The sequence below is a fragment of the Methylobacterium sp. W2 genome (assembly GCF_020662345.1).
In the GTDB taxonomy this organism is placed as follows: Bacteria; Pseudomonadota; Alphaproteobacteria; order Rhizobiales; family Beijerinckiaceae; genus Methylobacterium.
Map to the genome: position 1 here is coordinate 42,839 of NZ_VMOA01000018.1, position 25,575 is coordinate 68,413.

At 67.6% G+C, this 25,575-nt stretch carries 26 protein-coding genes; 18 read left to right on the forward strand and 8 right to left on the reverse strand.

All coding sequences use genetic code 11. From position 1 onward, the window contains the following. Positions 1-113: 113 nt before the first annotated feature. Positions 114-713 carry a hypothetical protein gene (locus FPV16_RS12225; RefSeq protein WP_227438453.1) on the forward strand — a complete coding sequence of 200 codons (600 nt, stop codon included), beginning with the start codon at positions 114-116 and terminating at the stop codon, positions 711-713. A gap of 120 nt (positions 714-833) precedes the next feature. Here FPV16_RS12225 and mntR read toward each other — a convergent pair whose 3' ends face one another. Beyond that, positions 834-1,286 carry a manganese-binding transcriptional regulator MntR gene (gene mntR / locus FPV16_RS12230; RefSeq protein ID WP_026175811.1) on the reverse strand — a complete coding sequence of 151 codons (453 nt, stop codon included), beginning with the start codon at positions 1,284-1,286 and terminating at the stop codon, positions 834-836. 66 nt (positions 1,287-1,352) lie between these two features. Further along, complete coding sequence (locus FPV16_RS12235; RefSeq protein ID WP_227438454.1) at positions 1,353-2,288, reverse strand: LysR family transcriptional regulator; 936 nt, start codon at positions 2,286-2,288, stop codon at positions 1,353-1,355. 69 nt (positions 2,289-2,357) lie between these two features. Between FPV16_RS12235 and FPV16_RS12240 the strand changes: the two genes are divergently transcribed. The 9 genes from FPV16_RS12240 (at position 2,358) to FPV16_RS12280 (ending at position 10,688) form a co-directional block, all read left to right on the forward strand. After that, entirely contained in the window at positions 2,358-2,669 is a 312-nt protein-coding gene (locus FPV16_RS12240) for an FtsB family cell division protein (protein ID WP_027173998.1), read from the forward strand. A gap of 134 nt (positions 2,670-2,803) precedes the next feature. Further along, on the forward strand, positions 2,804-3,889 hold the full coding sequence (gene pdhA / locus FPV16_RS12245) for a pyruvate dehydrogenase (acetyl-transferring) E1 component subunit alpha (RefSeq protein ID WP_227438455.1): 1,086 nt from the start codon (positions 2,804-2,806) through the stop codon (positions 3,887-3,889). Positions 3,890-4,025: 136 nt separating this feature from the next. Then, positions 4,026-5,471 (forward strand): pyruvate dehydrogenase complex E1 component subunit beta, encoded by a 1,446-nt coding sequence (locus FPV16_RS12250; RefSeq protein WP_227438456.1) that lies wholly within the window; start codon positions 4,026-4,028, stop codon positions 5,469-5,471. Positions 5,472-5,663: 192 nt separating this feature from the next. After that, the gene (locus FPV16_RS12255; protein ID WP_227438457.1) at positions 5,664-5,954 is read left to right on the forward strand and encodes a DUF5076 domain-containing protein; all 291 of its coding nucleotides are present in this window, start codon (positions 5,664-5,666) and stop codon (positions 5,952-5,954) included. A gap of 44 nt (positions 5,955-5,998) precedes the next feature. After that, positions 5,999-7,438 (forward strand): pyruvate dehydrogenase complex dihydrolipoamide acetyltransferase, encoded by a 1,440-nt coding sequence (locus tag FPV16_RS12260; protein ID WP_227438458.1) that lies wholly within the window; start codon positions 5,999-6,001, stop codon positions 7,436-7,438. Continuing rightward, positions 7,435-8,007: a hypothetical protein gene (locus FPV16_RS12265; protein ID WP_227438459.1), complete on the forward strand. Its 573-nt coding sequence runs from the start codon at positions 7,435-7,437 to the stop codon at positions 8,005-8,007. Before FPV16_RS12260 ends, FPV16_RS12265 begins: the two co-directional genes overlap by 4 nt. 77 nt (positions 8,008-8,084) lie before the next feature. Then, positions 8,085-9,524 (forward strand): dihydrolipoyl dehydrogenase, encoded by a 1,440-nt coding sequence (gene lpdA / locus FPV16_RS12270; RefSeq protein ID WP_227438460.1) that lies wholly within the window; start codon positions 8,085-8,087, stop codon positions 9,522-9,524. A gap of 212 nt (positions 9,525-9,736) precedes the next feature. Next, positions 9,737-9,970, forward strand: coding sequence for a hypothetical protein (locus FPV16_RS12275; RefSeq protein ID WP_227438461.1), 234 nt, complete (start codon positions 9,737-9,739; stop codon positions 9,968-9,970). A gap of 79 nt (positions 9,971-10,049) precedes the next feature. Beyond that, entirely contained in the window at positions 10,050-10,688 is a 639-nt protein-coding gene (locus tag FPV16_RS12280; RefSeq protein WP_227438462.1) for a L,D-transpeptidase, read from the forward strand. 111 nt (positions 10,689-10,799) lie between these two features. Here FPV16_RS12280 and FPV16_RS12285 read toward each other — a convergent pair whose 3' ends face one another. From FPV16_RS12285 to FPV16_RS12300, 4 genes are all read right to left on the reverse strand, one after another. Next, positions 10,800-12,275 carry a glycosyltransferase family 61 protein gene (locus FPV16_RS12285; RefSeq protein ID WP_227438463.1) on the reverse strand — a complete coding sequence of 492 codons (1,476 nt, stop codon included), beginning with the start codon at positions 12,273-12,275 and terminating at the stop codon, positions 10,800-10,802. Between the two features lie 258 nt (positions 12,276-12,533). Beyond that, a complete protein-coding gene (locus tag FPV16_RS12290; protein WP_227438464.1) occupies positions 12,534-13,880 on the reverse strand; it encodes a PQQ-dependent sugar dehydrogenase in 1,347 nt (448 codons plus the stop codon). 177 nt (positions 13,881-14,057) lie between these two features. Next, entirely contained in the window at positions 14,058-15,197 is a 1,140-nt protein-coding gene (locus tag FPV16_RS12295) for a GSCFA domain-containing protein (protein ID WP_227438465.1), read from the reverse strand. 169 nt (positions 15,198-15,366) lie between these two features. Then, positions 15,367-16,581 (reverse strand): SDR family oxidoreductase, encoded by a 1,215-nt coding sequence (locus tag FPV16_RS12300; RefSeq protein WP_227438466.1) that lies wholly within the window; start codon positions 16,579-16,581, stop codon positions 15,367-15,369. A gap of 401 nt (positions 16,582-16,982) precedes the next feature. On the opposite strand from FPV16_RS12300, the gene FPV16_RS12305 reads away from it, so the two are divergent. From FPV16_RS12305 to FPV16_RS12320, 4 genes are all read left to right on the forward strand, one after another. Further along, positions 16,983-17,273, forward strand: coding sequence for a GlsB/YeaQ/YmgE family stress response membrane protein (locus tag FPV16_RS12305; protein ID WP_018043105.1), 291 nt, complete (start codon positions 16,983-16,985; stop codon positions 17,271-17,273). 104 nt (positions 17,274-17,377) lie between these two features. Continuing rightward, complete coding sequence (gene lipA / locus FPV16_RS12310; RefSeq protein WP_227438467.1) at positions 17,378-18,346, forward strand: lipoyl synthase; 969 nt, start codon at positions 17,378-17,380, stop codon at positions 18,344-18,346. 6 nt (positions 18,347-18,352) lie between these two features. Next, positions 18,353-18,808: a type II toxin-antitoxin system RatA family toxin gene (locus tag FPV16_RS12315; protein ID WP_227438468.1), complete on the forward strand. Its 456-nt coding sequence runs from the start codon at positions 18,353-18,355 to the stop codon at positions 18,806-18,808. Between the two features lie 91 nt (positions 18,809-18,899). Then, complete coding sequence (locus FPV16_RS12320) at positions 18,900-19,160, forward strand: PepSY domain-containing protein (protein WP_227438469.1); 261 nt, start codon at positions 18,900-18,902, stop codon at positions 19,158-19,160. Positions 19,161-19,362: 202 nt separating this feature from the next. Here the strand turns inward: FPV16_RS12320 and FPV16_RS12325 are convergent, their stop codons facing one another. Continuing rightward, on the reverse strand, positions 19,363-19,872 hold the full coding sequence (locus FPV16_RS12325; protein ID WP_227438470.1) for a CinA family protein: 510 nt from the start codon (positions 19,870-19,872) through the stop codon (positions 19,363-19,365). Next, the gene (locus FPV16_RS12330; protein ID WP_227438471.1) at positions 19,869-21,158 is read right to left on the reverse strand and encodes a bifunctional 2-C-methyl-D-erythritol 4-phosphate cytidylyltransferase/2-C-methyl-D-erythritol 2,4-cyclodiphosphate synthase; all 1,290 of its coding nucleotides are present in this window, start codon (positions 21,156-21,158) and stop codon (positions 19,869-19,871) included. Before FPV16_RS12330 ends, FPV16_RS12325 begins: the two co-directional genes overlap by 4 nt. A gap of 134 nt (positions 21,159-21,292) precedes the next feature. On the opposite strand from FPV16_RS12330, the gene dusB reads away from it, so the two are divergent. From dusB to FPV16_RS12350, 4 genes are read left to right on the forward strand one after another with little or no spacing between them, the layout of a single operon-like run. Next, positions 21,293-22,339 carry a tRNA dihydrouridine synthase DusB gene (gene dusB, locus FPV16_RS12335; RefSeq protein WP_227438472.1) on the forward strand — a complete coding sequence of 349 codons (1,047 nt, stop codon included), beginning with the start codon at positions 21,293-21,295 and terminating at the stop codon, positions 22,337-22,339. Then, entirely contained in the window at positions 22,336-23,475 is a 1,140-nt protein-coding gene (locus tag FPV16_RS12340; protein ID WP_227438473.1) for a two-component system sensor histidine kinase NtrB, read from the forward strand. Before dusB ends, FPV16_RS12340 begins: the two co-directional genes overlap by 4 nt. Positions 23,476-23,484: 9 nt before the next feature. Beyond that, positions 23,485-24,948: a nitrogen regulation protein NR(I) gene (gene ntrC / locus FPV16_RS12345; RefSeq protein ID WP_227438474.1), complete on the forward strand. Its 1,464-nt coding sequence runs from the start codon at positions 23,485-23,487 to the stop codon at positions 24,946-24,948. Beyond that, a complete protein-coding gene (locus tag FPV16_RS12350; protein WP_227438475.1) occupies positions 24,945-25,556 on the forward strand; it encodes a DUF6886 family protein in 612 nt (203 codons plus the stop codon). Before ntrC ends, FPV16_RS12350 begins: the two co-directional genes overlap by 4 nt. Positions 25,557-25,575 lie beyond the last annotated feature (19 nt).

Here is a 25,575-nt window from a genome sequence, read left to right on the forward strand (position 1 = left end):
AAACTCTCCCCGGACCACGCGATCGCTCCAGGGCGACCGAGTTCCGCAACGGAACGGAAACCCTCCCGGCGCTAGATTCCACGGCGTTCGGACGCGATGCGGGAGGTGACCGATTGAGACGCGGTCTCGCCGTCAGGCAGAAATCGACCAAGCTCGAGTTTCTGAAGCACATTGTCGCCAGCACGCAGACGGGACCGGACGTGTTCTCGACCGTCATGACGAGCGACGATTACGCGCGCGACCACGTCCAGATGATCTGCGAATCGCTTCAGCTCGGCCTGACCCGCCTGTATCGAGACCAGGAGGGATATGGCTACGAGGTGCGCATCACCCGCGCCGGCAAGCTTCTGGCCTTCGGCGAGATCGAGGCGGCGGCGGCCGTCCTCGATACCGGCGGAGGCGTCATGCGCCTTGCCGGCGGCCCGCCGGAGGGCGCCCTCGGCACGCTGCTGGCGCCCGGCAGCAAAGGCATGTCCCTCGACGGGATCGCGGCCCGGCAATACGCCCCCGAGATGATACGCGGCGTCGCCACCGGCCATCTCACCGTTGCGGATGGCGTCATCCAGGCATCCCAGGCCCCCGCGAAGGGAATCGGATTGGGCGGATGGGGTGAGGTCGGCAAGCTCGCCCGCCCCTCGTCGCGCGAACGCGAGCCGACCTCGCCGCTGCCGTCGAGCCGCTCGACGCGGCATGTCTCGGCGCGAAAACCGTAAAGCTTCGTTCCGACACGGGATCTCGTATCCTCTGGATAGGCGATGACGCGCGAGGACGACCACATCCTCGGCCCCTTCGCGCGCGGTCAGCGCGCGACGATGCCACCGGGAGGGCGAGCCTCAGCCCTTGCGCTCGGTGAAGTCGCGAAACGCCTCGAGGGTCTCGGCGCTGACGTGATGCTCGATCCCCTCCGCATCGCGCCGCGCGGTCTCGGCGCTGACACCGAGGGCACAGAGGAAGTGCTCGACGATGCGATGGCGCTCGCGGCTCTGGACCGCGAGCATGCGCCCGCTCTCGGTGAGGAACACGCCGCGATAGGGGCGCTGCTGCACGAGGCCGTCTTCGGCGAGGCGCTTCAGCATCTTGGCGACGGTGGGCTGGGCGACGCCCAGGCGCGCGGCGATATCCACCTGCCGCGCCTCGCCGCCGTCGCCGATGAGGTCGGCGATCAGTTCGACATAGTCTTCCACGAGTTCGAGGCGGCGCGCCTCGCGCGCCTGCCGGAAGCTCTCCACATGGACGTCCGGATCGACCAGCGGCGCGTCGGGCATGGATCGCGAGGAATCCTGCATGGTGCCGGGCAACCCTTGCTTCACCGGTGTGACGGACACGGACCATCCGGTGCCCCGAGCCCGTGTTTAGCCAAGGCGGGCGCCGGAGGGGAGCCCTAAACCGGGCCGGTTCGCCCCCTCGCGCAGATGGGCGACGAACTCCCGCGCGAAAACCGGCAGCCCGTCGAGGGACCGCAGGCAGATGGTGAGGTCCCGCGCCGCCCAGGGGTCGAGGAGCGGGACGATGTCGAGGCCCATGGAGCGCGCGGCGCGCCGGGCGGTGGTCTCGGGGACGATTCCGAGGCCGACGCCGCATTCCACCAGCCGGCACACCGCATCGAAGCCGCGCAGCTGGACCCGCAGCCGCATGGGCGGCCGCCCCGTGCGCATGGCCTTGTCGGCGAGGAAGCGGGTGATGGCGCTCGCCCTGTCGAGGCCGACGAGATCGTAATCCAGGACCTCGGCGAAGGGCACGCCGTCCCGTGCTCCCAAGGGATGGCCGGAGGGCAGCACCGCCACGAACCTGTCCTGGCGGAACGGATGGGTCTCCAGGGTGCCCGTATCCACCGTGCCGGAGACGATGCCGAGATCGGCGCCCCCTTCCGCCACGAGACCGACGATCTCGTCCGAGGTCCGCTCGACGATATCGACGCTGACGCCGGTATGGAGGGCGAGGTACGCGCTCAGGGCTTCCGGCAGGAATTCGGTCAACGCGTGGGTGTTCGACAGGACCTTGATCTGGCCGATCGCGCCGCCGGCATAGGATGCGAGATCCCCCTGCATCCGGTCGACGCCCTCGAGCAGGGTGCGGGCATGGGCGAGGAGCGCACGCCCGGCCGGCGTCAGGACGACACCCTGGCGGCTCCGGCTGAGGAGGGCCGCCCCGAGGGAGACCTCCATCGCCCGGATCCGGCTCGACGCGGCGGCGAGCGCGAGATTGGCCCGGGCCGCCCCGTGCGTGATCGACCCCGCCTCCGCCACGTGGCGGAACAGGCCGAGATCGACGAGGTCGAACCGCATCATCGGGCGGGCCTGACAAAAGAGAGCGGCATCGGCAACACATCCTTAACCCTGTGGCGCGATGGTCCGGACATGGTGGTCCGTCGTCGCGTCCGTTCCGTTCTCATGCCGCTCGGCCTCTACGCCGTGTCCGCGCTCGTGGTCGGCTATTTCGTGCATCAGGCCGAGAGCGGCAATCGCGGCTTGGAGGCCAAGCGCGCGCTCAAGATCCAGGCCTACGGTCTGAAGCAGGAGCTCACGGCCGCCAAGGCCGACCGGGCGATCTGGGAGCACCGGGTGGCGCTCCTGCGCAGCGAGCAGATCGACCGGGATCTCCTGGAAGAACGTGCCCGCATCGTCCTCGGCCGCGTCCACGCGAACGATGTCGTGATCATCAATCCCTGATCGTGCCGTGATCGCGTTTTTCCCGCCGCATTCTGCCTGACAACTCGGCCGATCTGTCGACGGGACGGCCTCGCTTTCCGCAAAACCCTGTCCTAGAAACGGTTCCAGAAAAGCCGTTCACGGGAGGAAAGCCGATGGATGCCGCCAACGAAGCGGGTCAGGCGAAAGCCGATTCGGCCAAAGGTTCGGCTCAGGTGGGGACGGGGGGCGGTGACGCCCCGGCGCATGCTCCCGCACCGAACACGCCCCAGTTCACCCGGGAGGAAGACCTCCACGCCTATCACGAAATGCTGCTGATCCGGCGTTTCGAGGAGAAGGCGGGCCAGCTCTACGGCATGGGCCTGATCGGCGGATTCTGCCACCTCTATATCGGCCAGGAAGCGGTCGTCATCGGCATGCAGATGGCCTCGGTCGAGGGCGACCAGACCATCACCGGATACCGCGACCACGGCCACATGCTCGCCTGCGGCATGGACCCGAAGGGCGTGATGGCCGAGCTGACCGGCCGGCGCGGCGGGTATTCCCGCGGCAAGGGCGGCTCGATGCACATGTTCTCCAAGGAAAAGCAGTTCTTCGGCGGCCACGGCATCGTCGGCGCGCAGGTCTCGCTTGGAACCGGCCTCGGTTTCGCTGACGCCTACAAGCAGAACGGCAAGGTTAGCCTGACCTATATGGGTGACGGCGCGGCCAACCAGGGCCAGGTCTACGAGAGCTTCAACATGGCTCAGCTGTGGAAGCTGCCCGTGGTCTACGTGATCGAGAACAATCGCTACGCCATGGGCACGTCGGTGGCCCGCGCCTCGGCGCAGACCGACTTCTCCAAGCGCGGCGTCTCCTTCGGCATCCCCGGCGAGCAGGTGGACGGCATGGACGTCCGCACCGTCCGCGAGGCGGCGAGCCGCGCGGTAGAGCATGCCCGCTCCGGCCAGGGCCCCTACATCCTCGAGATGCAGACCTACCGCTATCGCGGCCACTCGATGTCCGATCCGGCGAAATACCGGACCAAGGACGAAGTCTCCAAGATGCGCGACGAGCACGACCCGATCGAGATGGTGCGCAAGCGCCTGATCGAGATGCACGGTGTGCCGGAAGCCGACCTCAAGGCCACCGACGCCAAGGTCCGCGAGACCGTCAACGACGCGGCCGAGTTCGCCACGCACGATCCCGAGCCGGATCCGTCCGAACTCTGGACCGACATCCTGCTGGAAGCCCGCGCTTAAGGCCGACCTCGCGACGCTCCCCCCATCCGGGACATCTCCCGTGCCATGACGGCACGGGGAGAGCCGCAGCGAGGGACCGAGAAGCCGCCGCTTCCTCTCCAGAAGGCCGCCCGCCAACCTACGGATCAGAAACCTCATGGCGACCGACATCCTCATGCCCGCGCTGTCTCCGACGATGGAGGAAGGCAAGCTCGCCAAGTGGCTCAAGAAGGAGGGCGACCCGGTCAAATCCGGCGATGTCCTCGCCGAGATCGAGACCGACAAGGCGACGATGGAGGTCGAGGCCATCGACGAGGGCATCCTCGCCAAGATCCTCATCGAGGAAGGCACAGAGGGCGTGAAGGTCAACACGCCGATCGCCATCATCGCCGGTGAGGGCGAGGACGTGGCCGCGGCGGCGGCGGGTGGCGGTTCGAAGCCGGACGCTTCGGCCCCGTCGCAATCGGCCCCCACCCCGACGATGCAGGCCGAGGGCCAGGCCTCGGCACCGGCCGCCACGGCGAAGTCCGGCGACGACAAGGCGAACGCGCCGGCGGCTCCGGCCGTGATCACCAACAAGTCGCCCGCGCCGGTGATGGACGAGTTCCCCGCCGGCACCGAGATGGTGACCATGACCGTGCGCGAGTCGCTCCGCGACGCCATGGCCGAGGAGATGCGCCGCGAGGATTCCGTCTTCGTGATGGGCGAGGAAGTCGCCGAGTACCAGGGCGCCTACAAGGTGACGCAGGGGCTGCTGCAGGAATTCGGCGCCCGCCGCGTGGTCGACACGCCGATCACCGAGCACGGCTTTGCCGGCATCGCGGCCGGCGCCGCTTTCACCGGCCTGCGCCCCATCGTCGAATTCATGACCTTCAACTTCGCCATGCAGGCGATCGACCACATCATCAACTCGGCGGCCAAGACCCTCTACATGTCCGGCGGCCAGCTCGGCTGTCCCATCGTGTTCCGCGGCCCCAACGGTGCCGCCGCCCGCGTCGGCGCCCAGCACAGCCACGATTACTCGGCCTGGTACTCCAACGTACCCGGCCTCAAGGTCATCGCCCCCTACACGGCCTCCGACGCTAAGGGCCTGCTCAAGGCCGCGATCCGCGACCCGAACCCGGTGATCTTCCTCGAGAACGAGATCCTCTACGGCCAGACCTTCCCGGTGCCGAAGCTCGACGATTTTGTGCTCCCCATCGGCAAGGCGCGCATCCACCGCACCGGCAAGGACGTGACCATCGTCTCCTTCTCCATCGGCATGACCTACGCGCTGAAGGCGGCGCAGGCGCTCGCCGAAGAGGGCATCGAGGCGGAGGTCATCGACCTGCGCACGCTCCGTCCGATGGATACCGACACGATCGTGGAATCGGTGAAGAAGACCGGCCGTTGCGTCACGGTGGAAGAGGGCTTCCCGCAATCGGGCATCGGCGCCGAGATCATCGCCCGCCTGATGGCCGATGCCTTCGACTTCCTCGACGCCCCCGTCCTGCGGGTCACCGGCAAGGACGTGCCGATGCCCTACGCCGCCAATCTCGAGAAACTGGCCCTGCCGAACGTCGCCGAGGTGATCCAGGCGGTGAAGGCGGTCTGCTATCGGTGAGCCGGTGGCGATCGCGGACCGACCATCGTCCTAGCCAGGGCCTCATCCTGAGGTGCCCGCGCCCGCGGGCCTCGAAGGAGGGCTCCAGTTTCAGCAGTTCGAACGGGAGGGCTCCTTCGAGGCCTCCGCTCCGCTCCGGCACCTCGGGATGAGGTCTCGGATCGGAGTACGGGCTCGGAGGAGTTGAGCACCATGACCGACAAGTTCCAGGAACTCTCCGCTCCCCCCGACGCCCTGAACAATGGCGGCATCGAAGTCGTGCGCGCCAGCGTCGTGGACGGCGCGGTGAGCGTGGCCCTGCGCCGCTCCTTCGACGATCCCTATACCTGGGGCCGCCTTCTCATCGACCTCGCTCGCCAGGCCGCGCGGGTCTACGCGCTGGAGACCGAGATGTCGGAGGAGGAGGCGCTCGAGCGCATCCGCGCCGGCCTCGACTCCGAAAGCTTCGACCCGGACATGCCGCCCGGCGGCACCCTGAACTGACCGCCCCGCCCACGCCCATCCGCTGACGATCAGGATTCACACCGATGCCCATCAACGTCCTGATGCCCGCCCTGTCGCCGACGATGGAGAAGGGCAACCTTGCCAAATGGCTGAAGAAGGAGGGCGACGCGGTCAAATCCGGCGACGTCCTCGCCGAGATCGAGACCGACAAGGCGACGATGGAGGTCGAGGCCATCGACGAGGGTATCCTGGCCAAGATCATCGTGGCCGAGGGCACCGCCGACGTGCCGGTGAACGACCTCATCGCCATCATCGCCTCCGAGGGCGAGGACCCGAAGACCGTCGGGGCCGCGGGCGATGGCGGCGCGAAGGCGGAGGCCCCGAAAGCCGACGCTCCCAAGGCTGACGCTCCCAAGGCCGAGCCTCCGAAGAGCGACACGCCCGCCCTGAACACCACCCCCGGCGACGGCCACAAATCCTACGCGCGGGTGAACGAGGCGCCGGACGGTGCCCAGCCGGATGGTGCGGCCGCACCCCAGGCCGGGCAGGGCGGCCGCATCGTCGCCTCGCCCCTGGCGCGCCGCATCGCCAAGCTCGAAGGCATCGACCTCTCCGCCGTCTCCGGATCCGGTCCGCATGGCCGCGTGATCGAGCGCGACGTCCGCGCCGCCATCGCCAGCGGCTCGGCCAAGGCCGGCGCACCGAAGGCGGCGGCCCCCGCCTCCGCACCGGCGGCCGCTCCGGCTCCCGCAACACCCGCACCGAAGGCCGCCGCCCAGGGCCTCACCACCGATCAGGTGCGCGGCTTCTACCAGAAGGGCACGTTCGAGGAGGTTCCCCTCGACGGCATGCGCAAGACCATCGCCAAGCGCCTCACCGAGGCGATGCAGGTGGCGCCGCACTTCTACCTCACCGTCGATTGCGAGCTCGACGCGCTGATGGCCCTGCGCGAACAGCTCAACAAGAGCGCCGGCACCACCAAGGACGGCAAGCCGCTGTTCAAGCTCTCGGTGAACGACTTCGTCATCAAGGCCATGGGCCTCGCGCTGATGCGGGTGCCGGCCGCCAACGCGGTCTGGGCCGAGGACCGGATCCTGCGCTTCAACAATGCAGAGGTCGGCGTGGCCGTCGCCATCGACGGCGGGCTGTTCACCCCGGTGATCCGCAAGGCCGACCAGAAGACGCTCTCCACCATCTCGAACGAGATGAAGGATTTCGCCGGCCGGGCGCGGGCCAAAAAGCTGAAGCCGGAGGAGTACCAGGGCGGCGTCACCTCGGTCTCGAATCTCGGCATGTTCGGCATCAAGCACTTCACGGCGGTGATCAATCCGCCGCAATCCTCGATCCTGGCGGTGGGCGCCGGCGAGAAGCGCGTGGTGGTGAAGGACGGCGCCCCGGCGGTGGTCCAGGTGATGACCGCCACCCTCTCCTGCGACCACCGCGTCCTCGACGGGGCGCTTGGCGCCGAACTAATCTCGGCCTTCAAGAGCCTGATCGAGCATCCGATGGGGATGCTGGTGTGATCCGGCCGACATTCCAGCTCATCTCGGCCTTGCTCGTCGGTCTCGGACTTACTGCCTGCGTCTCGGGCGAAGATCGGGCGGCGAACGAGGCGAAGGTTCTCTCCGCTAGAGAAGATGCCGGACTCCGTCCGGAGCGAAAGCGGATGAGCGTCGATGAGGCAAAGGCCGCATTCGTCGGCATGACGAGGAACGTCAAGGCTTTTCAGTTCGGCTCGCAGATCACCTACATCGCCCCCAACGGCTCCGTTTATCTTTGGTTTCCCGGCAACCCCGTGGTTCTTGAAGGCAAATGGAGCTTCAAGGAAACAGGAGGCTTCCGTCCCTACGCCGGCAAGCCAGTGAGCGAGACCAGCCTCTGCTTCGACTACGGTCCGAGAACTGTTAATGCGTGGTCGCGCCAGCGCGGCGGGGTGGAATGTATTTCTTCAGACACTCTCGCGTTTGCGACATTCGAAAGTGAAAGCGGCGACATCTTTGGGTTAGCCGGCAGGACTCAAGTACCGTTCGTCTTACCTCGTGAGAAGGTCTCTCTGGCCGACCTTCGCAAGCGCGTTGGTCCCCGGAGCTAGGGATCCCGACCGCAGCGAGACTAACCCCATCCCCGACCCTCCTCGCAGGGACAGAGGGAAGTAGGAGCGCGCCCGCCATGTCCAACACCTACGACATCCTCGTCATCGGCGCCGGCCCCGGGGGCTACGTCGCCGCGATCCGGGCGGCGCAGCTCGGGTTCAAGACCGCGGTGGTGGACCGCGAGCATCTCGGCGGCATCTGCCTGAACTGGGGCTGCATCCCGACGAAGGCGCTGCTGCGCTCCGCCGAGATCTACCATTACATGCAGCACGCCTCGGATTACGGCCTCTCGGCCGAGAAGGTCGGATTCGACACCGCCGCCATCGTCAAGCGCTCGCGCGGGGTCTCGACCCGGCTCAACGGCGGCGTCGGCATGCTTCTGAAGAAGAACAAGGTCGACGTGATCTGGGGCGAGGCCACCATTGAGGCCGCAGCCAAGGGCAACGAGCCCGGCACGGTCACGGTGAAGGAGACGAGCCGCGCGCCTGCGCCGAAGGGGGCGCTCGCCGCCGGCTCCTATTCGGCCAAGCACATCATCGTCGCCACCGGCGCCCGTCCCCGCGCGATCCCCGGCATCGAGCCGGACAAGAAGCAAATCTGGACCTATTACGAGGCCATGGTGCCGGAGACGATGCCGAAAAGCCTGCTCGTGATGGGCTCGGGCGCCATCGGCATCGAGTTCGCCTCGTTCTACCGCACCATGGGGGCCGAGGTGACGGTGATCGAATTGCTGCCGCAGATCCTGCCGGTGGAGGATGCCGAGATCGCCGGCCTCGCCCGCAAGCGCTTCGAGAAGCAGGGCATCAAGATTCTCACCGGCGCCAAGGTGACGAAGGTGGAGAAGGCGGCCGATTCCGTCACCGCCACCATCGAGACCACGGACGGCAAGAGCCAGCAGTTGACGGCGGAGAAGCTGATCTCGGCGGTGGGCGTCGTCGGCAACATCGAGAATCTCGGCCTCGAAAAGCTCGGCATCGGCATCGAGCGCGGCATCGTCGTCACCGACGGCCTCGGTCGCACCAACGTGCCTGGCGTCTACGCCATCGGCGACGTCGCCGGACCGCCGATGCTCGCCCACAAGGCCGAGCACGAGGGCGTGCTCTGCGTCGAGACGATCAAGGGGCTGCACACCCACGCCATGGACAAGGCCAAGATCCCCGGCTGCACCTATTGCCAGCCGCAGATCGCCAGCGTCGGCCTCACCGAGGCCAAGGCCAAGGAGCAGGGTTTCTCCGTGAAGGTCGGCCGCTTCCCCTTCGCCGGCAACGGCAAGGCCATCGCGCTCGGCGAGCCGGACGGCCTGGTGAAGACGGTGTTCGACGCCAAGACCGGCCAGCTGCTCGGCGCCCACATGGTGGGGGCGGAAGTCACCGAGCTGATCCAGGGCTACGTCGTCGCCATGAACCTGGAGACGACGGAAGAAGACCTGATGCACACGGTCTTCCCGCATCCGACCCTGAGCGAGATGATGCACGAGAGCGTGCTCGACGCCTACGGCAAGGTGATCCACAGCTGATCCCGAGCGACGGTCGTCCTCGGCGCGTTCGGCGGCCCCCGCCGCCGCGCGGTCGCGCGGGCAGACGACGATGAGGTCTCGTCCTCGTCGTCCGGTACGAGCGCGAACTCCCATCGCGTGGATGTCCACAGCCTTCTCGCGACCCCGTTAAGGATCCGTTAACCCTCCCGGCGTGTTCTGTCTTCGTTCTCAACGCGAGTCGGAGACGGGCCATGCCGAAGACGCTGACCAAGATCAGAAACGAGGGTGAGGCGGCGCCGGGCGTTCACTGCCCGGTGGAGGAGATCGCCCAGGCCTATCTCACCAGCACGGCGGGGGATGCGGAGATCGCGCTCCGTTGCGCCATCACCGACGCCCTGTCCGACCTGATGCAGGCCGAGCGCCGCGCCCGCGAGACCAGCCGCCTGATCTCGCGAGGCTATGTCCGCGCCGCCATGCGGGGCTGAGACGAGGTCTAAGCAGACCACATCGCTTGAAGCGCGACCGTTCCAGGGCATGTACCCTCGCATCACAACAAGGACGATCATGCGCCGCCGTCTCGCCACTGCCCTGCTGGGCCTCGCCCTGGCGGCGCCCCTGCATTCCGCTTCGGCCGAGATGCGCGTGACCATCGACAAGGATGCGCAGCGCATGAGCGTCGCGGTGGACGGCGCAACCCGGCATGTCTGGCCGGTCTCCACGGGGCTCGCCCGCTACGACACGCCGAACGGCGCCTACCGGCCGTTCCGGATGGAGAGGACGTATCGGTCCCGCGAATGGGACAACGCGCCGATGCCGCACGCGATCTTCTTCACCCAGGCCGGCCACGCCATCCACGCCACCAACCAGACCCGCCATCTCGGCCGCCCGGCCTCGCATGGCTGTGTCCGCCTCTCACCACGCAATGCCGCGACGCTGTTCGCCCTGGTGAAGCAGCAGGGGATGGGCGGGACGCGCATCACCGTGGAGGGCGGCCTCGCTGCGCCCGTCGCCGCCCTGCGCCGGCCTCGAACGGGACAGGTCGAACCACGTGGATACCGTGCGCGCGGGATCGTCGGCCAAAGCGCGCGAGACAGAGCGTGGGAGGAGGAAAGCTATGGCGTTTCGGTGAGTCGAACCTATCGCGATCCGTTCGACACGCGATACGGCTCTACGCCGGTGGTCGTTTATGATGAGGAACAGTAAGGATCACGCAGGTGGCGAGACGGGATCACGGAACTCTCGTGGCCGAAGTCACGCAAGACCATCGGGAAGTGCTCGTTTTGGACGGGCCGTTGTCTCTGCGGCAGGCCGCCGTCACGCTACCCGCATCGTCCGGGCCAGAAACGGTCCGAAGGCGGGCAGGTCCACCGTCCAGGCATCGATCTTGACCGGCTGGGGCTCCATCCAGGCGACGTAATCGTGCCCCTTTGTGAGGCAGAGGCGCGCATAGTTGAAGCGTAGTTTGTAGGCCCCGTCCTTGATGGGAAGAATCTCGATGACCCGAGTTTTCGGGCGAGAGAAAATGAGATGGGCGAGGCCCGCACCGTGCGGCGAGGCGATGACCGACGCCTGGTGGGCGATGGCGATCTGGTGCCAGAGCGGGAGGGTGGAGAATTCGGCGATCTCGAATCCGTGGGCCTGCATCTCCCGCTCGACCTCGGCCTCGTTGGTGAGCGGGCGACGCTTCGCGTCCCGTCGGGTGATGTAGACCCGCTCCGGAAGCGTCACACCGTGAGCGCGCGCCATCGCGATCGCCCGCTCGGCCATCACCGCGAAGACGCTGTCGAGATGCCGCCATCCGGCCATCCCCTCGAAACGCACGACCGGAACGAGAAGGCGTTCGACGAAGACCGGTCGGTCGACGCGATGGGTCGACGCACCGAGACCGATTATCTCGAGCGAGGTCTGCTCGAAGCCGGGATTGGCGCCGTTCAACAGAACCTTGAACGTGTCGTCCGCGATCAGCCCGCTGTCGCCGAGGAAGGCCAGGCGGGGAAGGTGATCGACCAGCCAGTGATAGATTCCGGCCGAGGGCCGATTGGACGACATGGCGATGCCGATCTGAGGGACGGCAGATCGTTCGACCCACGGGATCGGTGATTTCCGCTGCCGGAGGATCCGGCCGTCCTCGGTCCAGACCTGACCGATCGCGCTCGTGAACACGTCGCGGAGTTCCAGAACCTCCGGCTGGACCTGAGCGACGATCACCTGTCGGAACGACCGGGCCTCCCGCCGTAAGGCGATGACATGATGAGGGGCGGTCGCGGACGATCGTTGAACCTTCACGCTGCCCGGCTGATCGATCGGGGGCTGGGGAGCGAACCGGAACTCCGTGGGCATCGGCTTCATGTCCGATCCGCCACGACTGACAGTCTTCATCAGGTCGCCCAAGGCAGCCTGCAGATCCTCGTCCAGCGTGTTTCTGATGATGCTGTCGGCCGCGTCCAAGAGGCGATGATCGGCGTGCAGGAAGTCGTTATCGAGCAGGATCCGTCCCGCCAGACCAGTTTTGCGGTTCGCGACCAGTTCGCGGATGACGGCATACGCAACGGCCTCTCTGCCCGTCAGCGATGAGACGTGGCGAGCGACATCATCGACGACGTCGTCCTGTCCGGTGGCGAGAGCACCGTCCAAGCGGTAGATGAGGAGTTGCGGCAGGGACAGGGTCAGGGCGGGGTCGTGTGTTCGAGCGACGACGTCGTGCCAGCGCCCCTGCTCGACATCGTCGCGACACAGCCTGAGGGTTTCCCGGGCAGATCGGACCACGGCCTTGTCTTTGGGCTTGGTCATGCTTTTACCGACAGGGGCACATCGGACCGGGGAAACCCGGTCCGGCACCGCACCGAGACCGCGCCCCCGGCGAATCTCTTCCGACTTTTACCCGCCGGCGCAAGTTCGTACGATCGACCGCCCAGGAAAACCTCGCACGATCTGCCGTAGGTGATTGCTCGTATTGCGAGATATCCAGCTCGAAAAACGGTGGCCATGAGACGATTGGCGTCCGCTTCCGCAGAGACTGAACCAGTCGACCCGGAGATTGGCGTTCGATTATTGTGTCCCGGCCGAACCGCTCACCCGCCAGATCACCTTCCCCACATCGTCCGACACCAGCAGCGCCCCGGTCTTGTCCAGGATCACGCCGACGGGCCGCCCCTGCGCCCTCTCGTCGGCATCGAGGAAGCCGGTCAAGGCGTCCACCGGCTGACCGGCGGGTTTGCCGTCCTTGAAGGGGACGTAGATCACCTTGTAGCCGCTCTTCGGGCGGCGGTTCCATGAGCCGTGCTGGGCCACGAAAAGACCGCCTGTCCACGCCGCCGGAAGGGTCGAGCCGTTGGAGAAGGCGATGCCGAGCGACGCGGTGTGGGTGCCGACCGCGTAGTCCGGCGCGATGGCCTTGGCGACGAGGTCGGGCTTCTGCGGCTGGACCCGCTCGTCCACGCGCTTGCCCCAGTAGCTGTAGGGCCAGCCATAGAAGCCGCCCTCCTTCACCGAGGTGACGTAATCGGGCACGAGGTCACTGCCGATTTCGTCGCGCTCGTTGACCGCCGTCCAGAGGGCACCGCCGGTGGGCTCGAAGGCGAGGCCGTTGGGGTTGCGCAGGCCGGTGGCGAATTCGCGCATCTGCTTCGTGGCGAGGGTGTATTCCCAGATCGCGGCGCGGCCCGTCTCCTTGTCGAGGCCGTTCTCACCGACATTGCTGTTCGAGCCCACGGTGACGAAGAGCCTGGTGCCGTCCGGGCTCGCGATGACGTTCTTGGTCCAATGGTGGTTGATGCCGGACGGCAGGTCCACGACCTTCACCGGCTTCGCGGCGATCGTGGTCTGGTCCTTTGCATAGGGCACCTTCACCAGGGCATCGGCATTGGCGACGTAGAGGTCGCCGCCAACCAGCGCCATGCCGAAGGGCGAATGCAGGCCGGTGAGGAAGACGTGGCGCTCCTCGGCGATCCCGTCGCCATTTGTGTCGCGCAGGAGAATGATCCGGTCCGGGCTCGGCACCCCGGCGCCGGCCATGCTCTTCACCTTGTCGGCCACCCAATCGGCGATGCCGGTGGAGGGGTCGTCGGTCTTGGGCTTGTTCGCCTCCGCCACCAGCACGTCGCCGTTGGGCAGGAGGTACATCCAGCGCGGATGCTCGAACCCGTCCGCATAGGCCGCGACCTGCAGCCCCGCCGCCGCCTTCGGCTTAGCGCCGTTCTCCCAGCGGGCGACGCGGGCGATGTTCACGGTGGGCATCAGCGTCGGGTTCGGCGCGGGGAGGGTGGGGTTGGATCCTATCCCAGCCGAGGCGTCGAGACTGGCCTTCTCAGGGTAGACGACGAAGCGGAGGAACGCCGCTCCGCCCAGAAGCACCACCGCCAGAGCCGCAAGGCCGAGCTTCGATCGATTCCGCATGGTCGTGACCCTGGATCCGCGCCCGAGCCGGACGCCTCCGCTCAGGTTAATGGCCGGCCAGCCCATTGGCTACGTCAAAGGGAGAAGGGAGCGAACGCCAGGGGGTGCCTGTTCGAGCGATTACCCCGAGGGGTGACGAAACGTCGACCCGACCTGCCCCGGCTCGCCATGCAATGGCTATGGAGATTTGCGTCGTGCGGCCTGACGTTCCTGAATCCGTTCGGCCCGTCGCCGTTCGGCTTCGGCTGCCCTCAGCTCGACCCTCAGGGCTCGGCGCCGCTCCTTGATGGCATCGATCCTGGCCTCGTCGATCTCGTCCCAGGTCCGGTCGCCGCCGGCAATGACCTTGTCTTCGCGAAGGGCCGCGCGGAAGGCCTCACCGACGAAATCCTGCGGGAAGTCGTTCAGGCAGAAGTAGTTCTCGAAGATCGTCATATTGAGATCGACCACCTGCAGGCAGACGTGACGCCGATCCGACCGAAACGGATTGAGAAAATTGGTCGTGACGATCTCGTAGCTTGGAAAATAGAACAGCTTGTCGTCCTCCGGCTTCGTCTCGCGATAATGCTGGTCGATCGCGGCGCGCAGGATCGCTTTGGAGACGGAGTTCGCGGCTTCGCAGGCGAGGGGACGGAACGTCGCCATCAAAGCCACCGGCGACAGGGTGAAGATGATCGTCGCCGAAGGCCGGAACCGCCGAATGAGCGCGTAGATGGCTCGAATGTTGTCGAGACTTTCTCCGAATTCGCTGACACGAAACTTGTGTCTTTCGCGATCGAAGACCTCCCGCGGCGGCGCCCGCCAGAAGACCTCCTTGGTGACGTCGTCGTACCAGATCTCGCTCAAGCCAAAGGTGATGATGAAGACATCGGCCTCATCGAACAATTGCTTCGTCTCGAGCCGGGCACTCTCGTCGTAGCCGAAATCTTCCGCCTTGTAGCCGTGCCAGAGCGCCTGCCTCGGCACGCGATCGAGCCAGGCCCATTCGAATTGCTGCCGGATCGCATGGGTATGCACCATCCCATCGCCCATATGCGTCACATAGGCCTTGCTGCGCTTCTTGTTCGTGACGTTGTAGCCGGCCTCATGGAGGTAATCCGCCACGTGCGAAGCAAAGCAGGAGCCGAAGGCGACGATCGACGCCGATTTGTCGATGAACGGCCGCTCGGGCATCAGGCCCTTGACGAGATACTCCGCCACGGCGTCGTCGCGCTGCAGCGATGAGTCGGTTGGATAGAAGCTGGGATTCTCGCCGCGGAAGTAGCTGCCGGAGGTTTTTTTAAGAACACCGTCCTGGACGAACTCGATCATGGTCATTGGCTGGAGTGCTCCCTCTGCGTCGGAGACGTTCCGCGTCACCGCCGGTCATGGCACCTTCCACGCCTTCGGAACACCGTCTTCACCGCGCGCGTCCGCCACGAGACAGCGCGACCCGGACGCGCGCCGGGCCGGGCCGACCCTCACGGGCTCGTCACGAGGATATCGATCAGCCACGTTGGGAGCGCGGTCGCGTGTTGATCTCCCGCGCCGGCATCGTCTCGGGCAGCGAGGGCGCCGGGCGGGCCGCCTCGCGCCGCGGCGCAGACCCGACCGCGAACTGCCCGAAATCCTCGCGAAACTGGTCGATGATCTCGCCGGAGGTCTCGATGCAGCGGCCGATATACTGCGACAGCGCGGGGGGAGGGGGAAAGCCCTCCGCCAGGAGGCGCGTATTGTCGAAGGTCACGTCGAGTTCGCAGAACCGGTAATAAGCCTGCAGCGCCCGAAACATCGCCACCTTGATCGCCTCGTCCATGCCGAAGACCTCGGTGAAGCGTGCGTGCAGGGTCGCCCGGTCGCGGGCGGAGAATTCGTCGTAATGGCGCGGGCCGTCGGCCGGGTCGACGCGGTCGAGGGTGCGTCCGAGGTCGCTCCAGCGGGTGCGGCTCACCCTGCCGGCGGAGAGGTGATAGATTCTGTGGGCGAGGGCGGGCCTCGCCAGCATCTCCACCAGGGTGTCGGCCACCCAGTCGATGGGGACGATGTCGACGGTTCCGTCGCGGTCGCCGGCGACGAGCCGCAGCCGGTCGCAGGCGCGGATCACCCAGAGGATGCTCGCTCCCGGCCGGGCGCCCAGCGTCGAGTGGCCGAGCACGATGGAGGGGCGCGCCACGATGAGGGGCAGGTCGGCGAAACAGGCTGCCAGCGACGTCTCGGCCGCGGCCTTCGAGGCGCTGTAGGGTACGAGATGCGTGGCCTCCGCGTCGGGGTAGCGCGTCTCGTCCACCATCGCGGGCGGGTTGCCGCCGCAGATCATCGCCGTGCTCACATGGAGGAACCGGTCGAGCCGCACCATCCGCGCCGCGCGCCGGGCCAGGGCCAGGGTGCCGTCATGGTTGGTCCGGTGGACCTTTTCCTGCGCCCACCACGACGTATCGGCGGCCAGATGCAGGACCTGCGTCACCGAATCGAGGCGCGGATCGGCGATCCGGTCGGCCGAGGTGAAATCCCCCGCCACGATCTCCACGCGTTGCGCGAGACGCTGGGCGTTCAGGGCGCTGGTGAAGCGGCCGAGACGCGCCGCGATGCGCTGACGCCCGGCCTCCTCGTCCGAGGCCCGCACCAGGCAGACCCATTCCGTATCCGTCTTCGCCACCAGGGCACGGTGCAGGACGGCACCGCCGATGAGCCCCGTCGCACCCGTCAGAAGAATTCGACTCACGGCACTCGCTCCAAGGTCCGCCCATCGGGAATGACGTCGCGGCCACCTGGCGATAGTTAAGATATCGTTAACGAGATACTGACAAGTCGACTGAAATCAATACGTAGAATTTTACGGGTATATGCAGGCATCGCTAGAAATATAGTTAATATTAATCATGAATATCTAATACCCTTCTTCCATCCATCGGGTGCCATGCTTGGTGCTGACGCAACCTATGCCCCTCGGTCCGCGCCGAACCTGTCGGAGGATCGGCAGTCCCCACCGCCACGGGCCGATCGGCGCGGGAAACCTCGTCCTGCCCCGAGCCGCCGCGACTTGCGTCGCGGGGGAGAGCATCACAGGTAGGATCCGTAGCGGGGCGACCGGCACGCCCCGATCCTTCTGAGGGAGCGACGGGTATGAACGGAGAAGTCTACGGTGCGCTGGGGCAACCGGGCGTGGGATTGTTCATGGCGATCGTCATCGGCGCCCTGGCGGGCTGGCTCGCGGAACAATTCACCTCGGCGAATATGGGCCTCTTCGCCAACATCGCGATGGGCATCCTCGGCGGTCTTCTCGGCAACTATCTCGCCGCCAAGCTCCACATCCCGGTCTATGGCTTCTGGCGCAACCTGCTCTCGGCCACGGCCGGGGCGGTGATCATCATCACCATCTACAGGGCCATCCGCGGGCGCGGCATGAGCTACTGACAGGTTCGGCGGATCGTTTCCCGATCGTTTGCGATGCGGGAGCCGAGTCATTACGTTTCGATCCGAGCGCCGGCCCATTGCCGGCGCAGCTTGCCCGGTATGCCATGGCCGTCGTCCTCGACCTCCTGCGAAACGACCAGCGCCCCCGGCACCCGGAAAAGGCGCATCGCCCCGACAACCCGATCCAGCGCAAGCCCGACTGGATCCGGGTGAAGGCACCGGGTTCGCCCAGCTGGAACGCCACCCGCGCCATCGTGAAGGAGCACGGCCTCGTCACCGTCTGCGAGGAGGCCGGCTGCCCCAATATCGGCGAGTGCTGGGAGAAGAAGCACGCCACCTTCATGATCATGGGCGACACCTGCACGCGGGCCTGCGCCTTCTGCAACGTGCGCACCGGCCTGCCCAACGCCCTCGACGGGGACGAGCCGGCCAAGATCGCCGATTCCGTGGCCAAGCTCGGCCTGCACCACGTAGTCATCACCTCGGTGGACCGGGACGACCTCGCCGATGGCGGGGCCATGCATTTCTTCCGCACCATCCGCGCCATCCGCGAGCGCAGCCCCGCCACGACGATCGAGGTGCTCACGCCCGATTTCCTGCGCAAGGACGGCGCGCTGGAACTGGTGGTGGAGGCGCGCCCCGACGTGTTCAACCACAACATGGAGACGGTGCCGGGCAACTACCTCACCGTCCGCCCCGGCGCGCGCTACTTCCATTCGGTGCGCCTGCTTCAGCGGGTGAAGGAGCTCGACCCCACCATTTTCACCAAATCCGGCATCATGGTCGGTCTCGGCGAGGAGCGGAACGAGATCGTCCAGCTCATGGACGACCTGCGCTCGGCGGATGTGGACTTCCTCACCATCGGCCAGTACCTGCAGCCGACGAAGAAGCACCACGAGGTGAAGCGCTTCGTCCCGCCCGACGAATTCAAGACCCTTGAAACCACCGCCTATTCCAAGGGTTTCCTCCTCGTCTCGGCGACGCCCCTGACCCGCTCCTCGCACCATGCGGGCGAGGATTTTTCACGATTGAAGGCCGCCCGGCTCGCTCGGCTCGCGCCTGCTAACGCCTGAGGGCCGATGCCTTCCTTCCGGATCAACCGCGCGGTGCGCCACTCGCCGCAGCAGATGTACGACCTCGCGGCCGACGTGGAACGCTATCCCGAATTCCTGCCGCTCTGCGAATCCCTGCGTGTCCTGCGCCGCCAGCCCGGCCCGGACGGCACCGAGATCCTCGTGGCCGAGATGGGGGTGGGCTACAAGGCGATCCGCGAGCGCTTCACCACCCGCGTCACCCTCGACCCGCAGAACCTGAAAATCGTCGCCGAATACATCGACGGCCCGTTCCGGCACCTCGAGAACCGCTGGGGTTTCAAGGACAGGTCGCCCGGCGGCTGCGACGTCGATTTCTTCATCACCTACGAGTTCAAGAGCCGCACCCTCGGCCTGCTCATGGGCACGATGTTCGACCGCGCCTTCCGCAAATTCACCGACGCGTTCGAGAGCAGGGCGGACCGGGTCTACGGTGCCGCGTGACGCGTCGGAGCCCGTTCTTCGACGGGACAGGCGGACGGATGCCGCCCGGAGCCCTAAATACCGGGGCGCAACGCCACCGGAGAACACCCCCGTGAGACCGATCCCGATTCTCGTCCTCGCCCTCGCCTTGAATGCAGGCCTCTCCGGCTTCGCCGTGGCGGACCAGCCCGGCCCCGACTGGCTGCCGATCGATCAGGTCAGGAAGGCACTGATGGCCGAGGGCTACACCGAGATCACGAAGCTCGAGGCCGATGACGGCCATTGGGACGGCGAGGGCATCAAGAACGGCCAGAAGATGAAGTTCGATGCCGATCCGAAGACGGGCGCGATCCTCGGCGAAGTCGCCGAGTGAACGCCAGTCTGATCGGATGTCTCAGCGGAGGGTGAGACCAAAGTCGCCATCCCAGCCGACCACCTCATCCTGAGGCGCCGCGGAGCGGCCTCGAAGGAGGCTTCCAGGAATCGCTTTGGTGTCTGGAGGCCTCCTTCGAGGCCCGCTGACGCGGGCACCTCAGGATGAGGTAGAGCCCTGGAAAAACACTTAAAAAAGGCGCTCAGTCCCCCTCGACCGGCTCCACGGCCCTGCCGAACAGGTCCAGCGCCTCCGCCACGGCGAGGCGGCGGATTTCGGTGCGGCCGAGATCGCCGTAGCGGCGCTCGATATGCCGGGTCGCGGCGCCCCGGCGGGCGAGGCCGAAATGGACGAGGCCCACGGGCTTCGCCTCGCTGCCGCCGCCCGGCCCCGCGATGCCGGTGATCGAGACCGCCACATCCGCGTTCGAATGGGCGAGCGCCCCGTCCGCCATGGCGCGGGCCACGGATTTGCTCACCGCCCCATGGGTCGCGATGAGATCGGCGGGCACGCCGAGCATCTCGGATTTGGCCGCGTTGGAATAGGTGACGAAGCCGCGCTCGACCACCGCCGAAGAGCCGGGCACCGACGTGAGCAGCCCGGCGACGAGGCCGCCGGTGCAGGATTCGGCGCAGGCCGCGCGAAGCCCGGCAGCGGCATAGGCCGCCACCAGCGCCTCGGCGCGGGCGAGGAGCGCCGGGTCGTCGATCACGCGGCGTCGGTCCCGGACAGGTCGTCCGCCTCGGGCAGGCGGATCGTCGCCGCCGCCTGGGCCGCGAGCCCTTCGGCGCGGCCGACGAAGCCGAGCTTCTCGGTGGTCGTCGCCTTGATCGAGACCGAACTCAGCGGCACGCCGCAGATCTCGGCGATGCGGGCGCGGATGGCCTCGCGGTGGGCGCCGATGCGCGGGGCCTCGGCCAGGACGGTGATGTCGAGATGGTCGATCCGGCCGCCCCGGTCGCGGACGAGCTTCACCGCATGGGCCAGGAAGCGGTCGGACGAGGCGCCGCGCCATTGCTCGTCGCTCGGCGGGAAATGCGTGCCGATGTCGCCGTCCGCGATCGCCCCGAGGAGGGCGTCGGTGAGGGCGTGCAACGCCACGTCACCGTCGGAATGGGCCAGCACGCCGCGATCGGCGGGGATCTTCACGCCGCCGAGCCAGACATGGTCGCCCTCGGTGAAGGCGTGAACGTCGAAGCCGGTCCCGAGGCGGGTCACGTAGGTCGTCATGGAATCGGTCTCTGGTTCGGAGAGCAGGGCATCGTTGCCGGAAAAGCCGCGGTCGGCCTCGATCAGGTCCGAGGGCTGGGTGATCTTGCGGTTGCGCGGGTCGCCCTCGAACACCACCACGTCGAGCCCGGCCCATTCGGCCAAGGCCCCGTCATCGGTGAAGCCGTGGATCTCCGCCTCCGCCGCCTTGCGATGGGCGGCGAGGAGGCGCGCGAAGGCGAAGGCCTGGGGGGTCTGGACGGCACGCAGGGATTCGCGGGCAGGGGTCTCGCGCACCCGGCCGATCCCCGCCCCGGTATCCTCGACCAGCTTGATCGTATCGGTGACGGCGATGCCGGGTACCGCCGCGCCGTAATCCCGGCCGGCGACGAGGGCGCGGTCGATCAAGGCGGTGTCCACATGCGGACGGGCGGCATCGTGAACCAGGACGAGACTGGGCTTGCCCGTTGCCGCCGACGTAGCTTCCAAGGCTTCGAGACCGGCCCGGACGGATTGCTGGCGCGTGGCACCGCCCTCGACGGGGGCCGCGAGCTTGGCTCGCAGAACGGGGTCGAGTTCCGCGACGCAGGCGTGGTAGAACGAGGCCGCATCCGCGGCGATCACGGGCTGAATCAGCGTCAGGTCGGGATGGGCCGCCAGTGCGGCGAGGGTCCGGGTGAGGACCGCGCGTCCGCCGACGCTGCGATATTGCTTGGGAACGTCACCGCCGATGCGGATCCCGCGGCCGGCTGCGACGACCACCGCGGCGTTCCAGGCGGTGCCGGACATGAAAAAGTGCTCCCGCTTAGGTTCGAGGTGGCGTGAATAGCTGGGGTGGTGTGTCGTTTAAGCGGGGCATAGCCTGAAATCAAATCGCGCAAGGCGCTTGCGTCGCCCCGGCGATTGTCTATTTGTTGGGCACAATGAAAGCTGATGATTATTTGAGCGTTCTGCGCTTGGGCGATGGCCAGGGGCAGGTCGGCGAGGAGGCAGGCGCCGCGGCTTCGGTGCCGGTCCTGCTCGCCCCCCTGTCGGGCGTCACTGACCTGCACATGCGTCGCATCGCGCGGCGTCTGGGTGCAAGCGCCGTCGTCTCGGAAATGGTGGCGGCGGCGGAATTCGCCCGTGGCGCGGAAGAAGCGCGCCTGCGGGCCGAGGGCGGCGGGGTCGATCCCCACGTGGTCCAGCTCGCCGGCTGCGTGCCCGAATCGATGGCGGAGGCCGCACGGCTGGCCGAGGCGAATGGCGCCGATGTCATCGACATCAATATGGGCTGCCCGGCCAAGACCGTCACCGGCGGCGAGGCGGGCTCCGCGCTGATGCGCGACATCGAGGGGGCCACGCGCATCCTCGCGGCGGTCCGCGCGGCGGTGGCGATCCCGGTCACCGTCAAGATGCGCCTCGGCTGGGACCATGCGAGCCTGAATGCCCCCGATCTCGCCCGGCGCGCGGAAGGACTCGGCCTCGCGGCGGTCACCGTGCATGGCCGCACCCGGCAGCAATTCTACAAGGGCCAGGCCGATTGGGCCGCCATCCGCGCCGTGGTGGACGCGGTCTCGATCCCGGTCATCGCCAATGGCGACGTCGTCGATCTCGCCGGTTCGCGGGCCTGCCTCGCCGCCTCGGGCGCCGCAGGGCTGATGATCGGCCGCGCGGCTCTCGGCCGTCCCTGGCTGGTGGGCGAGATCGCCGCCGGTCTCGCCGGCCTTGCGCCGCGTTCCCTCGGCGCCGAGGAGAAGGCCGCCCTCGCCCTTGAGCATTACCAGGGGCTCCTCGCGCTCTACGGCCCCGCCATGGGCGTGCGCCACGCGCGCAAGCACCTGGCGGCCTATGTGGACGGATCCGGCGCCCTCGGCCCCGACGATAGGACGCGGCTTCTCACCACCACCGATCCGGCCGTCGCAGCCGACCTTCTCTCACGGGCGATGCGGCACCCGCGCATACCATTCGTCACCGAGGAGGCAGCGTGAGCGCGGACAAGCAACACGGCACGCGGTCCATCGCGCCGCCCACGAGCGAAGCGGTGATCAACGCCCTGCCGCTGCCGGTGATCACCATCGGCGCCGATGACCGCATCCTCCATGTGAACCACGCGGCGGAGACGTTCTTCGACCATTCCGCCCGGTTGATGCAGCGCCGGCACCTGCGCGACATCATCCCGTTCTCGTCCCCGATCAGCGCCCTCGTGGCCGAAGTGCGCCGTCGCCGGGCGAGCGTCAGCGAATACGGCGTCGAACTGGTCCAGCCGCGCTCCGGCCTGGAACGCAACGTCGACGTTTTCGCGACCCCCCTCGGCGACGAGGAGGATTCCGTGGTGATGATGCTCCAGGAGCGCACCATTGCCGACAAGATGAACCGGCAGCTCACCCATCGCGGCGCCGCCCGCTCGATGATCGCGCTCGGCGCCATGCTGGCGCACGAGATCAAGAACCCGCTCGCGGGCATCCGCGGGGCGGCGCAGCTCCTCGAACAATCGGGCACCGAGGACGACCGCCTGCTCACCCGGCTGATCTGCGACGAATCCGACCGGATCGTCCGCATCGTCGAGCGGATGGAGCTGTTCGGCGACGAGCGCCCGGTGGAGCGCGGACCGGTCAACGTGCACGGGGTGCTCGACCAGGTGAAGCGTTCGGCCCAGTCGGGCTTTGCCCGGCACATCCGCTTCGTCGAGACCTACGACCCGTCGCTGCCCCCGGTCCTGGGCAACCGCGACCAGCTGATCCAGGTCATCCTCAACCTCGTCAAGAACGCCGCCGAGGCCATCGGCGCCGATGCGGTGGACGGCGAGATCACCCTCTCCACCGCCTTCCGCACGGGGCTGAAGATGCAGGTGCCCGGCACGCGGGAACGGGTGAGCCTGCCCATCGAAGTGGCGGTGCGGGACAACGGGCCGGGGGTCTCGGCCGAGCTCCTGCCCGACCTGTTCGACCCCTTCGTCACCACGAAGGCGCAGGGGTCCGGCCTCGGACTTGCACTGGCGGCCAAGATCATCGGCGATCACGGCGGCATCGTCGAATGCGATCCGGTGCCGCGCCGCACCACCTTCCGTCTCCTCCTTCCCATGTCGAGCGCCCGTGACGGGCGCGAGTCGGCCGCGGAGCAATAGAGTCGCGTCATGCCCAACGGCCACATCATCGTCGCGGACGACGACGCCGCCATCCGCACCGTCCTCAACCAGGCCCTGTCGCGGGCCGGCTACGAGGTCCGCTCCACCGGCAACTGCGCCACCCTCTGGCGCTGGGTCGCGCAAGGGGAGGGCGACCTCGTCATTACCGACGTGATGATGCCGGACGAGAACGTGTTCGACCTGCTGCCGCGCATCAAGCGCGTCCGGCCGGAACTGCCGATCATCGTCATGAGCGCGCAGAACACGTTCATGACCGCGATCCGCGCCTCCGAGCGCGGCGCCTACGAATACCTGCCCAAGCCCTTCGACCTGAAGGAGCTGATCGCCATCGTCGGCCGCGCGCTGTCGCGGCCGCGCGGGACGCCCGCCCCCGGCGCCGATCCCGGCAACGAGGATATCCCGCTCGTCGGCCGTTCGCCGGCCATGCAGGAGATCTACCGGGCGCTGGCCCGCCTCATGCCCACCGACCTCACGGTGATGATCACCGGCGAGTCGGGCACCGGCAAGGAGCTGGTGGCGCGCGCGCTGCACGATTACGGCCGTCGCCGCTCCGGCCCCTTCGTGCCGGTGAACATGGCGGCGATCCCGCGCGACCTCATCGAATCCGAGCTGTTCGGCCATGAGAAGGGCGCCTTCACCGGCGCGCTCTCGCGCTCGGCCGGCCGGTTCGAGCAGGCCGAGGGCGGCACGCTCTTCCTCGACGAGATCGGCGACATGCCGATGGAGGCCCAGACCCGTCTCCTGCGCGTGCTGCAGCAGGGCGAGTACACCACGGTGGGCGGCCGGGTGCCGATCAAGACCAATGTCCGCATCATCGCGGCCACCAACAAGGACCTGCGCGTCTCGATCCAGCAGGGCATCTTTCGCGAGGACCTGTTCTTCCGGCTCAACGTCGTGCCGCTGCGCCTGCCCGCGCTCCGCGAGCGCTCGGAGGACGTGCCCGACCTGATCCGCCACTTCTTCATCCTGGTGGAGAAGGAGGGGCTGAGCCGCAAGCAGCTCGACGGCGAGGCGATGGACCGGCTCAAGCGCTACCGCTGGCCCGGCAACGTCCGCGAACTGGAAAACCTCGTCCGTCGCCTGGCGGCCCTCTACCCGCAGGAGACGATCACCGGCCCGGTGATCGAGGCCGAGCTCGATACGCTGCCCCTGGCGCAGCCGCAGGGCAACGGGTCCGGTGCGCGCAAGGCCGGCGCGGCGGAGAACGAGACCCTGTCGGCGGCGGTGGAACGGCATCTCGCCGAGTATTTCAGCGGCTATCGCGACACGCTGCCCCCGCCCGGCCTCTACCACCGCATCTTACGCGAGATCGAAGGCCCGCTCATCGGCGCGGCTCTGGCTGCCACCCGCGGCAACCAGATCCGGGCGGCGGAACTGCTCGGCGTCAACCGCAACACCCTGCGCAAGAAGGTGCGGGACCTCGACCTCCAGGTCTTCCGCAACGCGCGGTGAGCCCGCGCGACGCCTCCGGCGCAGCGGGGGACCTGTTCCATTTCAGCGAGGACCCGGCCATCCGGGTGTTCACGCCGCGCCCCGTCCGCGTCGGCGTGGATCGCGGACCGGCGGGGGCCTGGCTGAACGGCCCCCTGGTCTGGGCGATCGATGACGCGCACAGCCTGCTCTACCTGTTTCCGCGCGACTGCCCCCGGATCGTGATCTGGCCCACCGAACGGACCTCGCCGGAGGACCGGCGCACGTGGTTCGGCGACGTCACCGGCCGCGCCGTGGCCTATGTGGAGGAGGCCTGGGCGGAGCGGATCGCGACCGCCGCGATCCACCGCTACCGGATGCCGCCCGAGACCTTCGAACCCACGGGAGAGCCCGGCACCTGGGTTTCGAAAAGCCCGGTCGTCCCCGCCGGGCACGACACGATCCGGGACCTGCCCGGCGCGATGGTGGCGCAGGGCGTCGAACTCCGCACCCTGCCGCGCCTCACGCCGCTCGCGCCGATCTGGCGCTCCACTTTGCACGCCAGCGGCATCCGCCTCAGGAACGCGCAGGACTGGGTGACGCCGGAAGGCGGACCGCCGAGGCCGCTTGCGGATGATTCTGTGCGGTAAGGGGAGGGGCGGGTCTCGA

Coding starts and splice junctions, on each gene's coding strand:
- FPV16_RS12250 (WP_227438456.1), top strand. CDS start 4,026: ATGGCGACCGACATCCTCATGCCCGCGCTGTCTCCGACGATGGAGGAA.
- FPV16_RS12290 (WP_227438464.1), bottom strand. CDS start 13,880: ATGCGGAATCGATCGAAGCTCGGCCTTGCGGCTCTGGCGGTGGTGCTT.
- FPV16_RS12330 (WP_227438471.1), bottom strand. CDS start 21,158: ATGTCCGGCACCGCCTGGAACGCCGCGGTGGTCGTCGCAGCCGGCCGC.
- FPV16_RS12260 (WP_227438458.1), top strand. CDS start 5,999: ATGCCCATCAACGTCCTGATGCCCGCCCTGTCGCCGACGATGGAGAAG.
- lipA (WP_227438467.1), top strand. CDS start 17,378: ATGGCCGTCGTCCTCGACCTCCTGCGAAACGACCAGCGCCCCCGGCAC.
- FPV16_RS12285 (WP_227438463.1), bottom strand. CDS start 12,275: ATGACCAAGCCCAAAGACAAGGCCGTGGTCCGATCTGCCCGGGAAACC.
- mntR (WP_026175811.1), bottom strand. CDS start 1,286: ATGCAGGATTCCTCGCGATCCATGCCCGACGCGCCGCTGGTCGATCCG.
- FPV16_RS12295 (WP_227438465.1), bottom strand. CDS start 15,197: ATGACCATGATCGAGTTCGTCCAGGACGGTGTTCTTAAAAAAACCTCC.
- FPV16_RS12255 (WP_227438457.1), top strand. CDS start 5,664: ATGACCGACAAGTTCCAGGAACTCTCCGCTCCCCCCGACGCCCTGAAC.
- dusB (WP_227438472.1), top strand. CDS start 21,293: ATGAAAGCTGATGATTATTTGAGCGTTCTGCGCTTGGGCGATGGCCAG.
- FPV16_RS12305 (WP_018043105.1), top strand. CDS start 16,983: ATGAACGGAGAAGTCTACGGTGCGCTGGGGCAACCGGGCGTGGGATTG.
- FPV16_RS12240 (WP_027173998.1), top strand. CDS start 2,358: ATGGTGGTCCGTCGTCGCGTCCGTTCCGTTCTCATGCCGCTCGGCCTC.
- pdhA (WP_227438455.1), top strand. CDS start 2,804: ATGGATGCCGCCAACGAAGCGGGTCAGGCGAAAGCCGATTCGGCCAAA.
- FPV16_RS12275 (WP_227438461.1), top strand. CDS start 9,737: ATGCCGAAGACGCTGACCAAGATCAGAAACGAGGGTGAGGCGGCGCCG.
- lpdA (WP_227438460.1), top strand. CDS start 8,085: ATGTCCAACACCTACGACATCCTCGTCATCGGCGCCGGCCCCGGGGGC.
- FPV16_RS12315 (WP_227438468.1), top strand. CDS start 18,353: ATGCCTTCCTTCCGGATCAACCGCGCGGTGCGCCACTCGCCGCAGCAG.
- ntrC (WP_227438474.1), top strand. CDS start 23,485: ATGCCCAACGGCCACATCATCGTCGCGGACGACGACGCCGCCATCCGC.
- FPV16_RS12235 (WP_227438454.1), bottom strand. CDS start 2,288: ATGATGCGGTTCGACCTCGTCGATCTCGGCCTGTTCCGCCACGTGGCG.
- FPV16_RS12280 (WP_227438462.1), top strand. CDS start 10,050: ATGCGCCGCCGTCTCGCCACTGCCCTGCTGGGCCTCGCCCTGGCGGCG.